The following is a 13,881-nucleotide window of genomic DNA, read 5'->3' on the forward strand; positions in this document are numbered from 1 at the left end:
CGGTTTTCGGACGACATCATGCTCTATTTCTTTGATTTAGAACAGGATTCAGATTTTAGGCCAATCCGGCCTAAAATCATCCTGTTCTAGGGCTCGCGCGGGCGCCGGTCTCAGCCGCGCCGCTGCGGTCAACTCAATACATTTGTCGGACGACCCTGCCGGATGCGCGGGTTGTCGTGGAAACGCATATATCCGACGACGAACCACAGGAGACCGGCGATCTTCATCGAAAAGACTGCGGTTCCCCCGATCATCATATTCAGAAAAATGAAAAGAGAAAGTGAATGGGCGCAGCGCCGCTGCGCCGCCGTGCGTCCGGCGGGAAAGAGGCAGACGAACAGCCACAGGGCGATGACGCCGAAGATCGTCGCGGCATAGATCAGGTAGACATAGCCGCTATCGGCGAACTCGGCGACCCGGTCGACCGAAAGTCCGAGGATGGCGAGCGGATCGAGTTCCATGATCTTCTTCATCGTCAGGTTGATGCGGCCGGTGAAATTGTCGCCGGTCGCGTTGGGTTTCAGCACGTAGACGAGGAAGCCCGCGGCGACGATCAGCGGCATCAGCGCCAGATTGAAATTCTTCGGGATCTTCGGAAAGACGAAATAGCCGACGATGCAGGCAAAGCAGAAGATCAGCATCGTGCGCGTGTCGTTCGTCACCAGGATCAGGACTGCCGTGCTGATCATCAGCAACCGGTCCCAGCGGCCAAGCCTCTCCCACATCGAAATCAGGTAGACCGCGATCACCCCGCAGAAATTGGCCAGCGACACCTGTTCGAGGAAGATCGAGGAGGAACGATGGTCAATGATGCCGAAGGAGAAGCGTTCGGGAAAGCCGAGCGCATTCTGGAAAAGGCCTGTCGTGTTGTAGCTCAGCGGCAGCAGCCCGCGCGTATTGGCGAAATAGTCGGACGGATGGACGATGCTGACATAGAACGGCACGCTGACGATCTCGAAAATCAGGAAAATCATGACGACGAGGCTTGCCCAGCGAAAGACGAGCTTCATCGTCCTTTCGTTGCTCCAGCCGCCGAGCCCGGTGAAGCAGAAGATGATCAGCACGTTGCGGAAATGATCGATGAACAGCATGCGGTTGAGGACGCTGACATAGATGGTCACCACGAGCGTGAACAGCAGGAACAGGAAGGCTGGCAGGTCGGTTTCGTAGATCCCCTTGTGCAGGATGTAGATGATGGCGCTCGCCATGATCAGGCCTTCGCTGGCAGCGACATGCGTCAACGACAGCGGCATGATGTTGTGGTTGATGAAGGCGAGAATGCCGTTGTAAAGCACTGAGAGCAGGCCGAGCCAGAGCACCAGGTAATCGGTGCGCGACGCCGCCCCGGCAGCATCGAGCCGGTTGCCGGCGGCAGTAAAAGGCGCTGCCTTCTGGTCGACGACCGCCATGGTCAATTCCCCACAGGCTTGACGGCGGAACAAGTGCCGGCATCGGCTTTTGCCGATTGGGCGAGAAGCCGCATCTGCGGCCGCGCGGGGCCCTTTCGCGGCTGGACGTTGAACGGCTCGTTCGCGGGCCACCAATCGCCCGCCGCCCAATAGGACCAGCCGAGCCAGACGTCGCCATTACCTGTCATGGTGGCATAGATTTCGGTCAGCCCGCTCATGCAGTCCTTGTCGGCGGAGGCGCCGAATTCGCCGAGAAAGCCGCGTTTGTGGTTCCGCTTCAGCCAGGCGGTGACCCCGGCGATCGCCTCGACTGCGGCATCGGCACCTTCGCAGGTCGGATGGGTTCCGGAGGAATCGGCGTCGAGATACTGGTGGACCTCATAGGCGTAGAAATCCAGTGGATCGCGCACGCCGAGCATCACAGTGCCGTTGGCGCCGCCGATCACGTCCTTCTCCCAGCTTGCCGCGCCGCTCCATGCTGTGCCCGGCACCAGGATGAGGTTGCGCGCGCCGACAGCGCGGATACTGCGGATCGCGGCATTGGCCGCATCCAGCCAGTCTGTCGCCTTGATGTCGTGTGGTTCATTCATCAGGCCGAAGACAATGCCCTCCTGATTGGCGAATTCGACGGCGAGCCTCGCCCAGAAGTCACCGAAGGCGGCATCCGTCGCCGGCGCCGTGCCGACCTGGGTCTTGTCGTAATAACCGAAATTATGCGGGTCGAGCAGAACGGCCATGCCGCGCTTGCGGATCAGGCCGATCGTGTCTTTGATCCGCTGGAGCTCGTCCTCGTCGAGCCGCCCGCCGAGTGCGGGCTGCAGCCGTTCCCAGCGGAAGGGCAGCCGGATGATCGTCATGCCCTTTTCGGCGAAATAGCCGATCGTCTCTTCACTGGGATAGGTGTAGTTGGTGCCGTAGGTACCGCCGCGCTCGCCATATTCACCGCCGGAAAGATTGACGCCGCGGTAGCAGGGCGCCCCGACCGCAAGGGCCGGCGACGGGACGAGAGCCGCCGCAAGCAGCAGCGCTGTCAGATGTCGTGTCGTCCTCATGGCATCCTCGCAATCGCGGAAAATCGCAACATCGGCGTCGCTCCAGATTATTTTAACGGTCCGTTAGCTAAGAATTTCTAAAGTCTCAGCACCTCGGCTTCAGTCTTTCACGCTGGGCGGGACACGAGTGCGCGTATGAACCAGTATGACAGGAACAGGGTAAGCCGGCTCCCTGGCTGGCGCAGTTATGAGCCGCCTCAGACTGCGCCGGAAGGCGTACGCATGCGCAGTCCTGTCGTCCGCCCGGATGATTACGCCCGTCCGGCGCCTGAACCGACCCCGCCCCCTTTTGTGCCGCCGGCAAGCATGGCGGAAAGCCGTCAATATGAGCGTCCGGCGCCTCCGCCTCCGCCGGCAAGAGAGCCCGTCGTCGACGCGCCGTCGAACGCAGCCTCCCCACCTGTCGCACCGCTTCTCGACCTCCGCTCCAGCATCGCCGCGATCTGGAGCCGGCGGCTGGTCGTGCTGGGTCTGGCACTGCTCGGCGCCGCTGCCGGCGCTGTGGTGGCACCGCGGATCGCTCAGAAATTCACCGCCGTCAGCAGCCTCTATTTCGATCCGCGCCAGATCGGCCTTGCCGATGCCGGCGCGCAATCCTCCGGACCCTCGCCGGAAATGATCTCGACTCTGATCGACAGCCAGGTGCAGATCCTGACCTCGGGCAATGTGCTGCGCCGCGTCGTCGAGACGATGAAGCTCGACCAGGATCCGGAATTCACCGGCGGCCGCACCGATGGCGCCGCCGTGATCGGCGCCCTGCAGAAAGCACTTGTGATCACCCGCCAGGCCAGCACCTATGTCGTCACGCTTGCCGCCACGACGAATGATCCGGAAAAATCCGCAAGGCTTGCCAACCAGGTCGTCACCGCCTTCACCGAGGAGGAGAACAACGCCTCGAACGGCATTTACGAAAACACCTCCTCGACGCTCGACGGACGCCTCGACGATCTGCGCCAGAAGGTGCTGGAAGCCGAGCAGGCCGTCGAAACCTTCCGCGCCGACAACGACATGGCTGCGACCGAGGGCAATCTGATTTCCGATCAGCGGCTCGTCTCGTTGAACACGATGCTGGTGACGGCACAGGAAAAGACCATCCAGGCGAAAGCGCGCGCCGATGCCGTCGCCAATCTCCGCGTCGAGGACATCGTCGCCGGCAACCAGACGGAAGGCGGCGTCACCTCGCCGCTCGTCAGCCTGCGTCAGCAATATGCCACCCAGGCGGCCGCCGTCGGCAGCCTCGAAAGCCAGATGGGCACGCGTCATCCGCGCCTGCAGGCGGCCCGCTCCTCGCTCCAGAGCATATCAGGCGAAATCAAGGGCGAATTGCAGCGGCTCGCCACCTCGGCACGGGGCGAATACGAGCAGGCAAAGGCCGCCGAAGACAGCATCGCCAAGGAACTTGCGGTGCAGAAGGCGCTGCAGGCGAGTACCTCGGACAAGCAGGTGGAATTGAACGAATTGCAGCGCAAGGCGACTGCGGCGCGCGATATCTACGAGACGGTTCTGAAACGCTCCAGCCAGACGAGCGAGGAGCAGAACCTCAGCCAGAGTAACATTCGCGTCATCTCGCCGGCCGAGCCGCCTGTTAAGGCCGATGGTCCGGGGAAGATGATCCTGCTGGTTGCCGGCATCATCGGCGGTTTTCTCGCCGGTTTCGTCGTCGGTGCCGGTTTTGCCATCCTTGCCGGCCTCTTCGGCCATCCCGTCATCAGAAGTTATTTCAGGAAGTCGCCGGCTTCGGCCGCTTGATGACGGTCTTCGGTTTTCCTACATCTGGAGAGCGCCCATAGTCGGCAGGAGAGCTCCGTGCGGCTTTTGATGATTCTGATATCGCTGGTTGCCGTGTCGAGCCTCGCCCCGGCATCCGCCTCTGCCGTCGACTGGACGAAATCCGTCGATTCCGGCGTTCAGCCCCTCTATCCCTACAAGGGTCTTCCCGGCGTCAAGGCGCAGCCGGAGAAGAAGGAGGAAGAATCGTATAATTGCCGCACCGAAACCGTTCAGGTCCGCCGCCGTTATGATGAGATCTTCCGTTCGGGCGGCATGCCGACGCTGATGTATGTCTGCGAACGCGACGGCTTCATCTCGATGGACGACAAGGTGCCGCTGCGCGGCCATTATCAGCCGGTGCGCTGAGGGGATCTCCTCGGGCGGCAATGTCGTGCCGTTGTGTCAGATCCGCGTCGACGCGAGATCGATCAGCATCGCCGCCACCCGCTCGATATCGGCCTCGCTCATGTCGTGATAGCTCGACAGGTTGATCGCCCGCTTCGGAATACTCCAGGCGTTGACGTTCTCGGCCAACTCGCGGGTGCTGCCGGGCAGGGCCGAAAGCTCCTTATTAGATGTCCTGGTTGTGAAGCCGAAGGCCGCGATTGCGCGGCCTCTGCCGACGATCCCGGCGACTGGCGCGCAAAACCTCTAAAAACCGCCTCCGCCTCCACTGGCATTCTTCTTGCATTGTTACTAATATTCTAACTCTCAGGGAGAAAATGCCATGCAATGGAACACATCGGCGGATTTTGCGCCTCTTGTTCTCTTTCTCGGCGGCCGGCAAAAGTACAAGATCGTCAGGACGATCCGGGACGCAGCCGAAGTTCTGATGATGGACTGGCCGTTTGAAGATGGAGAGGAATACGTCGTGGCCGTAAAGGCCTGCGCCGATGCCATCACCGGGCAGATCGAGACGGGCGAGCTGAGGGAATTGCTCCTCAGCGCCGCCAGAGAAGCCGGCCTGGGGGTTTTGACCGTTATTCCCGACAGCGGGAAGACGACGCCCCACATGGCCGCCTGAAAAGCCGGAACCACGCCGCCATGCGTTGGTCGAAGCCGCGCTGATGCCTATCCGGATGCCGATACAGCGAATCGCCCGATAAGGGAAACGGCCCTCGCATCCCTGGTTCGTAGACTGCGCTCCCCGCCGTTCGAGCGTCTCCCGAGTGCCGAAGGTGCGTCCTTCCGCTTTACGAAGGGCGCCAAGCAGGCGCAGTTGATCCGAACAGAAGCGGCTGATCCCGATAGGACGGTGCTGGATACCGATGGCCGATGGTTGCCGACAGAGGCTGGCGCCTCGCACCAAGAAAAAATCCCACTTCGGATTCCGAAATTCCCCCGCTTCGGGATTCCGAAATTCGTCGCATTTTCAGCGGTCTCGCCGTGAGCAAATATTCAATAATTTCAATCCGGCAACCAATTTCGGGATCCCGAAGTGCTCTATAGATAATGGTGGGAGTTCCCATGATCGCGGTGCGAATGTCCTGTCGGGCTTGATGATTTCCGACAGATCAAAAGAGGGCGGTTCGCCCTCGGGTCGCGGAGGTTTCCAGCGCCGGCGCTTCCGGCATCGGCAACATGGGACTAGGCATCTAAACTAAGCTGGAGCGAAGTGTCGTCCGCTTCGACCTTAGGCTTGCGTTTTGTTGCTGCACGGCGCGGCGGCTTGGGGGTTTTCGGTCGAGTGTCGGAGCCGATCTCGCCTGACTCGGGGCTGGGCGGTAGCAGACCCGCCGCAGGTGCGGTAACGGCTGTATCAATGATCGGCGTGAGGGATCGCATTTCAAGGGCCGGCTTGGCGGCTGACACCACGCGGGCCTGTGGAGGCTCAGGGCGGCTGTCAGCGGATGCGGCGTATCGGATCATTGGCAAGACTCCATTCTGTTCGCTTTATGTTCGCATTTGGGGATGAGGGAGTCAATGGAGGGCAGCTCTCCAGAGTGGCAGGACATGCATTCTGGAATTGAGGGTTTCGGCGCGTTCTTGGGAGCTATCTAGCGGCCAAGCCCTAAGCGCATCGTGATTGGCCTTTGTGACAAGGCATCAAATGCGCAACCTATCTGAAAAGGCTTAACTCCTTGATCTTGGTAGCGATCAAGAATGGAATGGTGCCCAGAAGAGGACTCGAACCTCCACACCCTTTCGGGTACCAGCACCTGAAGCTGGCGCGTCTACCAATTCCGCCATCTGGGCGACGGAGAGCGATGTAAGGGGGCGGCTCCTGACTGTCAACTGGGTTTTTGAAGTTTTCCTGACAGTTGACAAAAAAGCAGCCGATCACATGCGGGAGAGGGCCGGAGAATGGGCATAGCGCTCCGTTTGGTGCGCCCTATATAAAGGAAATACCGAAAGGATTGCATCATGGCCGTTTCTCGCACGCTTCTGCTCGCCGGTCTTTTGGCTGTTCTCGCACCCGGCATCGCCGGGGCCGATTCGCTGAAGCTGGGCAAGCCAGGGGTCGGTCCGCTCAACACCGGCTCCACGCTTTGCGATTTTCGCGGCTGCTTCGGTTTCGGGCCGCAGCAATGGCATCGTCCGGCCTATGTCCAGCCGAATTACCGGCCGAGGGGCGCAGGCCCGACCTACTACCTGCCGGGCGCTGCCGGACGGCCGCAACTGACCTATGATCCGCCGCCGGTGCGCCGCGTGCAGCCGAAGGATCCGAACAAGCATATCGCCTGGTGCACCAACGAATACCGCTCCTACAATCCGAGGACGGATCACTTCCTCACCTATGAGGGTGTCTACAGGGTCTGCCGCTCGCCTTTTCGCTGAGGCCGCTCGCGCTGGCGCCGAGCTCTGCTCAGCTTTCGAGCGAGGCTCGGTCGACGTGGCCGAGATCGCGGCCGGGCTCGACGATGTCGCGGACCCGCTGCTTCAGCTCCTTCGGCCCGGGAAAGCCGCCGTCGCGCTTGCGCTCCCAGATGAGATCGCCGTTGACGCGGATCTCGAAATTGCCGCCGGTGCCGGGGATCAGCGCCACTTCGCCGAGGCTGTCGGAAAAAGTATACAGCAGCTCTTGCGCCATCCAGCTGGCGCGCAGCAGCCAGTTGCACTGGGTACAGTAGAGGATCGAGACACGGGCTTTTTCGGTCATGGCGATTTCCTTTCGTTTGACGAGATTTAAGCTCTGTGGTGCGCATGCGCAATCGCCCCTTACACAAGCGTCTTGCGTGCTGCCCGCCGGCATGATCTCTTCCCGTCGTCGGCCATATCAGGGAAAGTCCATGCGCGTCGCAGTCATCGAAAACATGAGGAATACCGGCCTCGGCGCGCTTGCCCAGGCCCTCGACGAGGCGGGCGCTGACATCGAGTGGTTCCGGGTGTGGCAGGATGGCATCCTGCCGCGGGATGTAGTGGGCCATGATGCGCTGGTCGTTCTCGGCGGCGAGCAGAGCGCGCTGGATGATGAGACACACGCCTATCTGCCGGAGCTCGTTCGGCTTACGCGGCGCTTCGGCGATGCCGGCAAGGCGGTGCTCGGCATCTGCCTGGGCAGCCAGATCCTCGCCCGCGCCTATGGCGCCGACAATCATCTGGGAACCGCCCGCGAATTCGGCTGGCATAAGATCGGCGTTACCGCCGAGGGCCGGGCCGATCCGCTGCTGTCTTCGCTGGGCGGCGAGTTCACCATCTTCGAATGGCATGCCGACACGTTTTCCCTGCCCGAGGCGGCGGTCCGTCTTGCCTCGAGCCCCGTCGCCGAAAACCAGGCGTTCCGCATCGGCCGCGCCGTCTATGGCACCCAGTTCCATTTCGAGGCCAATTCAGCGGTCGTCGAACAATGGAAGGCTGAATTCCCCGAGACGATCGCGCGCATCGCCCCCGGCTGGCTGGAGAGCCACGCCGAACTGGCGGCAAGACATGGGCGTGCAGCCGATGCCGCCGGCCTTGCCATTGCGCGGGCCTGGGTCAGCCTGATCGAACGGCAAGAGGTCGAAATTCTGTCGCAGGCTTCGGCGTGAGGGAGTGATGTCATGCCGGCGAGCGAACGCGAGAAAATGGCGGCAGGTGAATGGTATTGCTGCCTCGATGACGAGCTCGATCATTTGCGCCGGCAGGCGCGCTTGGCCGTCCACGCACACAATACAATGCCGCCGGATGAGCGCGGCGCGATGGCGCCGGCCCTGAGGGCGCTGTTTGCGCAGGCAGCATCGGATGTCTTCATCGAAGCGCCGTTTCACTGCTCCTACGGCATCAACATCACCCTCGGCGAGCGCGTCTATTTCAATGCCGGCTGCACCATTCTCGATTCCGGCCGGGTGACGATCGGCGATCGCAGCATGTTCGGCCCCGGCGTGCAGATCTACTGCGCCGAGCACCACAAGGATGCCGCGCTTCGCAGCACCGGCATCGAGATCGCCCGGCCGGTCACGATCGGCAACGAAGTCTGGATCGGGGGAAGCGCCATCATCCTCGGCGGCATCACGATCGGCGAGGGCGCGATCGTCGGCGCCGGCGCGGTGGTGACCAGGGATGTGCCGGCCGGCGCCACCGTGGTCGGCAACCCGGCCCGCATCCGGTAGTTCGGACGATGCAACATTAACTATCCCTAACGGCCGACAGAATTCATTCTCCGGCTACAGACCATCGCTGGCCCGTTCGTCGTAGCGTTGCCGCGCGGCGATAATGCCGGCCTGGTTCTGCTCGGTCCACAGCACCAGCGAACGGATCGTCTCGTGCAGGGTGCAGCCGAGCGGCGTCAACGCATAATCGACCTTCGGCGGCACGACGGGATAGACGGTGCGCTCGATGATGCCGTCTCGCTCCAGGTGCCTGAGCGTCGTCGTCAGCATGCGCTGGCTGATGCCGTCGATATTCCTCTTCAATTCAGTGAAGCGAAGCGTGCGTTTTTCGAGCAACGCAATGACGAGCAGCGACCACTTGTCGGCGATCCGGTCGAGGATCTGCCGGACCTCGCACTCCTCGCGCGCATCCCATTGCAGGACGTCGTAGTCCTTGCCGGGCAGGACGCTATCGTCCTTGCCGGGCAGGACGTTGTCGTCCTGGCCGGTGCTGCAAATGTCACTCGGTGAGTTTGAAGTGCCTTCTTCCATGGTGCCGGATCATGTCTTACCTAAGCATCGGTTACAAGAGGGAACCGAGGCATGAAAAGTAACTTTCATGCCTCGCCCCGTTGTTTCAGCGTGTCAACCGAAGGAACGGATTTCATGTCCAACCCATCTTCCCCCACCAAGTCGAGTGAAGGCCGCATGAACGCCCGCGTAGCCGGTGCGCTGATCGTGCTCTGCGGCGCGATCTTCCTCGAAGGCATCGATGTCGCCATGCTCAATATCGCGCTGCCGGCGATCCGCGCCGATCTCGGCCTGTCGACAACGACGCTCAGCGCCGTCGTCAGCGCTTATGTGCTGGGTTATGCCGGCTTCATGCTGCTGGGCGGCCGGGCCGCCGATATCTTCGGCAAGAAGCGGGTCTTCCTGACGGCGCTGACGATCTTCCTCGCCTTCTCCGGCCTCGGTGGTTTCGCGAGCGAGGGCTGGATGCTGCTTGTCGCGCGTTTCGTCACCGGCGCCGCCTCCGCCTTCATGACGCCAGCAGGCCTTGCGCTCATTACCGCCAATTTCCCGGAGGGGCCGCAGCGCAACAGGGCGGTGATGATCTATGCATCGACGGCCTCGGCCGGCTTCTCGCTCGGCCTCGTCGCCGGTGGCCTGCTTGCTGCCATCGACTGGCGCTGGGTATTCTTCGCGCCGGTGGTGCTGGCGGCGATCCTGCTTGCCGTCGGCCCTCGGCTGATCACAGACAGGGATGCGGGAACCGCCCGGGGAAAATTCGATATATCAGGCGCGATCGCGCTGACCGGCGCCATGCTGCTGGCCGCCTATGGCGTCATCCGGCTCGAGAATCCGGGCGAGGGTACGGAATGGACGATCGCCGCCTTTGCAGTGAGCGCGCTGCTCTGGCTTGCCTTCATCCTGATCGAGCGCGGCTCGTCCGCTCCTCTGGTGCGCCTTGGGATCCTGCGTTCGGCCGCGCTGATCCGCGCCAATCTCGGCGCCCTGCTGTTTACCGGCTCCTTTTTCGGCTTTCAGTTCATCGCCTCGCTTTATCTGCAGGAACTGCTCGGCTGGACGCCGATGCAGACGAGCCTGGCGCTGATGGCGATCGGCATCGATGCGGTGGTCGCGCCGATCCTGACGCCGCGGCTTGTCGACCGCTTCGGCAATGTCCGCGTCATCCTCGCCGGTTTCCTGCTGGCGCTTGCCTGCTATGGGCTGTTCTTGCGCATGGGCTTCGACTGGACCTATGCCGCCATGTTCCCGTCGATGCTGCTGCTCGGCCTTGCCTTCGCGCTCGGCTATGGCCCGCTGACCATCGTCGCGACCGACGGCATTGCCGAGGACGAGCACGGGCTTGCCAGCGGGTTGGTCAATACAGCAACCCAGTTCGGAGCCGCACTCGGGCTTTCCGGCGTCAGCGCGATCGGCGCCTATATGCTGGGTGACGAAGTCTCTCCAGAAGCGCGGCTGGAATCCCTGCGTGTCGCCCTTCTGGTGCCGCTCGCCGCCGCCGCGCTTGGCGCGCTGGTGATGGCGACGGGCTTGCGCGGCCGTGACGGCTCCCGCCGCGAAGCCGTCGCTTAAGGCGCTCGACAAGGCCACCCATTTCGCGGCGGCCTTGCCGTCCGCAGTGGCCTTGTCATCTCGACAGCGGCGAAAGCTCCGCTAGATCAAAGGGCAAAACGGGAGGAAAATCATGAGCGAACTGAATCTACCCATGCAAGGCGGCTGCCGTTGCGGCCAGGTGCGGCTGAAGATCAGCGCCCCGCCGCTGCTGACCATGGCCTGCCATTGCACGGGCTGCCAGAGGATGACCGCGAGCGCCTATTCGCTGAGCGCCGCCATTCCCAGCGAAGGCTTCGAGGTCACAAAAGGCGAGCCGGTGATCGGCGGCCTGCACGGCGTTACGAAACATTATTTCTGCCCGCATTGCATGAGCTGGATGTTCACCCGGCCGGAAGGCATGGACTGGTTCGTCAATCTGCGCGCAACCATGCTCGACGACCCAAGCTGGTTCACGCCCTTCATCGAGACATGGACAAGCGAGAAGCTGTCCTTCGCCGAGACCGGCGCGGTGCACAGCTACGCGGCGCTGCCGGAGATGAACGCCTATGAGGGGCTGGTGAAGGAATATATGGGCAGGGGGTGAACGCTCAAAAGCCCTGGAAGAGAAAATCTACGGCGCTGGTGATGGCATCGCTTTTGCCCGATAGATCTGCGACTATTTTTCCTATTTCCGCCGTCGGGATCGATGCCATGCGCTGGGTGGCCATGACATAGGTTTCACCCTCGATGGCAAAGCGTGGGTTCAGTCGCGAGATCGACCAGCTCAGCTCTTGCACCGGATGCAGCGGGACCATGACTCGCGAAGGCAGATCGTCAAGCAGATTGGCTTGAAGATCGATGGCCAGGACATTCCCGCTTTTAAGGCGATAGACGTGAAAGCGTGCCATTAAAACTGACGGTATTTGGCGAATGGCAAGCCGTGCTTTTCAACATATTCGTTTTCCAGCCGGATAGCCTCGGCGTTCTCGATACGCCATAGCCGCTCGCGCTCGGCCTTTATTGCCTGTGCGATGCCATCTTCCGCCGCCCGAGATATGTTAATCTGGAGTTCGCGCGCCTGGGAGAGGAGACCTTCATCGAGGGACAGGTTTGCTGCTTTTCTTGGTCGCTGAGCCACAGCGATCTCCTCAATTTTATGCGCAGATCATATGCGCATAAAATGTCGTTGAGAAGCGTTATTCGTCGCCCATCTTCAGAGCAGCAATAAAGGCTTCCTGCGGAATCTCCACCTTGCCGAACTGGCGCATGCGTTTCTTGCCGGCCTTCTGCTTGTCGAGCAGCTTGCGCTTGCGGGTGGCGTCGCCGCCGTAGCATTTCGCGGTCACGTCCTTGCGCAGCGCCGAGATCGTCTCGCGGGCAATGACGTTGCCGCCGATCGCCGCCTGGATCGGGATCTTGAACATGTGCTTCGGGATCAGCTCCTTGAGCTTCTCGCACATGTCGCGGCCGCGCTTTTCGGCGGCCGTCCGGTGCACCATCATCGACAGCGCGTCGACCGGCTCGCCGTTGACGAGGATCGACATCTTCACGAGGTTGCCCTCGCGGTGGTCGGTCAGCGCATAGTCGAAGGAGGCATAGCCCTTGGAGATCGACTTCAGCCGGTCGTAGAAATCGAAGACGACTTCGTTGAGCGGCAGGTCGTAGGTCAGCATCGCGCGCGTGCCGACATAGGTGAGCTCGATCTGGATGCCGCGCCGGTCCTGGCAAAGCTTCAGGATGCCGCCGAGATAATCGTCCGGCGTCAGGATCGTCGCGCGGATCCACGGCTCATGGATTTCGGAGATCTTGACGACATCGGGCATGTCGGCCGGATTGTGCAGTTCGCGCTCCGTGCCGTCGGTCATGTACATCTTGTAGACGACGGAGGGTGCGGTGGCGATGAGGTCGAGGTCGAACTCGCGCTCGAGCCGTTCCTGGATGATTTCGAGATGCAGCAGGCCGAGGAAGCCGCAGCGGAAACCGAAGCCGAGGGCGGCCGACGATTCCATTTCGAAGGAGAAAGAGGCGTCGTTGAGGCGAAGCTTGCCCATGGCGGCGCGCAGATCCTCGAAATCGGCGGCATCGACCGGGAACAGGCCGCAGAACACCACCGGCTGCGCCGGCTTGAAGCCCGGCAGCGCTGCGGCCGTTGGCCGCTTGTCCTCGGTGATCGTATCGCCGACGCGGGTATCGGCCACTTCCTTGATCGAGGCGGTGATGAAGCCGATCTCGCCGGGGCCGAGGCTGTCGACAGTGACCATCTTCGGTGTCAGCACGCCGACGCGCTCCACCTGGTATTTTGCATCGGTGCCCATCATCCGCACCGTCTGGCCCTTGGTCAGCACGCCGTCGATGATGCGCACGAGAACCATGACGCCGAGATAGGTGTCGTACCAGCTGTCGACGAGCAGCGCCTTCAGCGGCGCCTTGTCGCCGCCCGGGCTCTTCGGCGCCGGCAGCTTGTGGACGATCGCTTCCAGCACATCGGGAATGCCCAGGCCGGTCTTGGCCGAAATCAGCACCGCCTCCGAGGCGTCGATGCCGATCACTTCCTCGATCTGTTCCTTGATGCGGTCGGGTTCGGCGGCCGGCAGGTCGATCTTGTTGAGGACGGTGACGATCTCGTGGTTGTTGTCGATCGCCTGATAGACATTGGCGAGCGTCTGCGCTTCGACGCCCTGGCTGGCGTCGACGACGAGCAGCGAACCCTCGCAGGCCGACAGCGACCGCGAGACTTCATAGGCGAAGTCGACGTGGCCGGGCGTGTCGATCAGGTTGAGAATGTATTTCTCGCCATTGTTTGCCTGGTAGTGCAGGCGCACGGTCTGGGCCTTGATGGTGATGCCGCGCTCGCGCTCGATATCCATATTGTCGAGCACCTGCTCGGACATTTCGCGCTCGGCAAGCCCGCCCGTCGTCTGGATCAGGCGGTCGGCCAGCGTCGATTTGCCGTGGTCGATATGGGCCACGATCGAAAAGTTGCGGATATGGGAAAGCGGAGTAGTCGAATTGGTGCTCATGCGCGCCATATAGCAGCGCCGCCCCTTGCCGCAAAGCGGTAATTAGCCCGCTGTTTACGCT

The 13,881-nt window shown here is 61.9% G+C and carries 16 protein-coding genes, 1 tRNA gene and 1 pseudogene; 8 read left to right on the forward strand and 10 right to left on the reverse strand.

The window, feature by feature from the left end:
- Nucleotides 1-128: 128 nt before the first annotated feature.
- Entirely contained in the window at nucleotides 129-1,409 is a 1,281-nt protein-coding gene (locus tag ACMUVN_RS23130; RefSeq protein ID WP_063474854.1) for a hypothetical protein, read from the reverse strand.
- Between the two features lie 2 nt (nucleotides 1,410-1,411).
- Nucleotides 1,412-2,461 (reverse strand): glycoside hydrolase family 5 protein, encoded by a 1,050-nt coding sequence (locus tag ACMUVN_RS23135; protein ID WP_127431530.1) that lies wholly within the window; start codon nucleotides 2,459-2,461, stop codon nucleotides 1,412-1,414.
- A gap of 135 nt (nucleotides 2,462-2,596) precedes the next feature.
- On the opposite strand from ACMUVN_RS23135, the gene ACMUVN_RS23140 reads away from it, so the two are divergent.
- Together ACMUVN_RS23140 and ACMUVN_RS23145 are read left to right on the forward strand one after the other, a co-directional pair.
- A complete protein-coding gene (locus ACMUVN_RS23140; protein WP_168332491.1) occupies nucleotides 2,597-4,210 on the forward strand; it encodes a GumC family protein in 1,614 nt (537 codons plus the stop codon).
- Nucleotides 4,211-4,267: 57 nt separating this feature from the next.
- On the forward strand, nucleotides 4,268-4,597 hold the full coding sequence (locus ACMUVN_RS23145; RefSeq protein WP_028757897.1) for a hypothetical protein: 330 nt from the start codon (nucleotides 4,268-4,270) through the stop codon (nucleotides 4,595-4,597).
- Nucleotides 4,598-4,633: 36 nt separating this feature from the next.
- Here the strand turns inward: ACMUVN_RS23145 and ACMUVN_RS23150 are convergent.
- Nucleotides 4,634-4,759 (reverse strand): annotated as a pseudogene (locus tag ACMUVN_RS23150) (glutamine--scyllo-inositol aminotransferase); the annotation flags it as partial.
- Nucleotides 4,760-4,958: 199 nt separating this feature from the next.
- Between ACMUVN_RS23150 and ACMUVN_RS23155 the strand changes: the two are divergent.
- Nucleotides 4,959-5,255, forward strand: coding sequence for a DUF982 domain-containing protein (locus ACMUVN_RS23155; protein WP_028756405.1), 297 nt, complete (start codon nucleotides 4,959-4,961; stop codon nucleotides 5,253-5,255).
- 563 nt (nucleotides 5,256-5,818) lie between these two features.
- Here ACMUVN_RS23155 and ACMUVN_RS23160 read toward each other — a convergent pair.
- Nucleotides 5,819-6,100, reverse strand: coding sequence for a poly(hydroxyalkanoate) granule-associated protein (locus ACMUVN_RS23160; RefSeq protein ID WP_097543147.1), 282 nt, complete (start codon nucleotides 6,098-6,100; stop codon nucleotides 5,819-5,821).
- A 240-nt stretch (nucleotides 6,101-6,340) separates the two neighbouring features.
- Nucleotides 6,341-6,427, reverse strand: a tRNA-Leu gene (locus ACMUVN_RS23165).
- 168 nt (nucleotides 6,428-6,595) lie between these two features.
- Between ACMUVN_RS23165 and ACMUVN_RS23170 the strand changes: the two genes are divergently transcribed.
- Nucleotides 6,596-7,009: a BA14K family protein gene (locus tag ACMUVN_RS23170; protein WP_097543148.1), complete on the forward strand. Its 414-nt coding sequence runs from the start codon at nucleotides 6,596-6,598 to the stop codon at nucleotides 7,007-7,009.
- A gap of 28 nt (nucleotides 7,010-7,037) precedes the next feature.
- Here the strand turns inward: ACMUVN_RS23170 and ACMUVN_RS23175 are convergent, their stop codons facing one another.
- Nucleotides 7,038-7,331: a SelT/SelW/SelH family protein gene (locus ACMUVN_RS23175; protein WP_028756410.1), complete on the reverse strand. Its 294-nt coding sequence runs from the start codon at nucleotides 7,329-7,331 to the stop codon at nucleotides 7,038-7,040.
- A 130-nt stretch (nucleotides 7,332-7,461) separates the two neighbouring features.
- Here ACMUVN_RS23175 and ACMUVN_RS23180 point away from each other — a divergent pair, with 130 nt between their 5' ends.
- Both ACMUVN_RS23180 and ACMUVN_RS23185 read left to right on the forward strand, forming a co-directional pair.
- Nucleotides 7,462-8,199, forward strand: a complete 738-nt coding sequence (locus tag ACMUVN_RS23180) for a type 1 glutamine amidotransferase (RefSeq protein WP_127431537.1) — start codon at nucleotides 7,462-7,464, stop codon at nucleotides 8,197-8,199.
- Nucleotides 8,200-8,211: 12 nt separating this feature from the next.
- Nucleotides 8,212-8,760, forward strand: coding sequence for a sugar O-acetyltransferase (locus tag ACMUVN_RS23185; RefSeq protein ID WP_127431538.1), 549 nt, complete (start codon nucleotides 8,212-8,214; stop codon nucleotides 8,758-8,760).
- Nucleotides 8,761-8,814: 54 nt separating this feature from the next.
- Here the strand turns inward: ACMUVN_RS23185 and ACMUVN_RS23190 are convergent, their stop codons facing one another.
- Entirely contained in the window at nucleotides 8,815-9,291 is a 477-nt protein-coding gene (locus ACMUVN_RS23190; RefSeq protein WP_127431539.1) for a winged helix-turn-helix transcriptional regulator, read from the reverse strand.
- A 114-nt stretch (nucleotides 9,292-9,405) separates the two neighbouring features.
- Between ACMUVN_RS23190 and ACMUVN_RS23195 the strand changes: the two genes are divergently transcribed.
- Nucleotides 9,406-10,839 carry an MFS transporter gene (locus ACMUVN_RS23195; RefSeq protein WP_210212252.1) on the forward strand — a complete coding sequence of 478 codons (1,434 nt, stop codon included), beginning with the start codon at nucleotides 9,406-9,408 and terminating at the stop codon, nucleotides 10,837-10,839.
- 112 nt (nucleotides 10,840-10,951) lie between these two features.
- Nucleotides 10,952-11,404, forward strand: a complete 453-nt coding sequence (locus ACMUVN_RS23200) for a GFA family protein (RefSeq protein ID WP_028757882.1) — start codon at nucleotides 10,952-10,954, stop codon at nucleotides 11,402-11,404.
- 4 nt (nucleotides 11,405-11,408) lie between these two features.
- Here ACMUVN_RS23200 and ACMUVN_RS23205 read toward each other — a convergent pair whose 3' ends face one another.
- From ACMUVN_RS23205 to lepA, 3 genes are read right to left on the reverse strand one after another with little or no spacing between them, the layout of a single operon-like run.
- Nucleotides 11,409-11,708 carry a CcdB family protein gene (locus ACMUVN_RS23205; protein ID WP_097543152.1) on the reverse strand — a complete coding sequence of 100 codons (300 nt, stop codon included), beginning with the start codon at nucleotides 11,706-11,708 and terminating at the stop codon, nucleotides 11,409-11,411.
- Complete coding sequence (locus tag ACMUVN_RS23210) at nucleotides 11,708-11,938, reverse strand: type II toxin-antitoxin system CcdA family antitoxin (RefSeq protein WP_047617515.1); 231 nt, start codon at nucleotides 11,936-11,938, stop codon at nucleotides 11,708-11,710. Before ACMUVN_RS23210 ends, ACMUVN_RS23205 begins: the two co-directional genes overlap by 1 nt.
- Before the next feature lie 58 nt (nucleotides 11,939-11,996).
- Complete coding sequence (gene lepA, locus ACMUVN_RS23215) at nucleotides 11,997-13,829, reverse strand: translation elongation factor 4 (RefSeq protein ID WP_028757881.1); 1,833 nt, start codon at nucleotides 13,827-13,829, stop codon at nucleotides 11,997-11,999.
- Nucleotides 13,830-13,881: the final 52 nt, after the last annotated feature.

The sequence above is a fragment of the Rhizobium sp. IY2 genome (assembly GCF_047532935.1).
Lineage (GTDB): Bacteria > Pseudomonadota > Alphaproteobacteria > Rhizobiales > Rhizobiaceae > Rhizobium > Rhizobium anhuiense.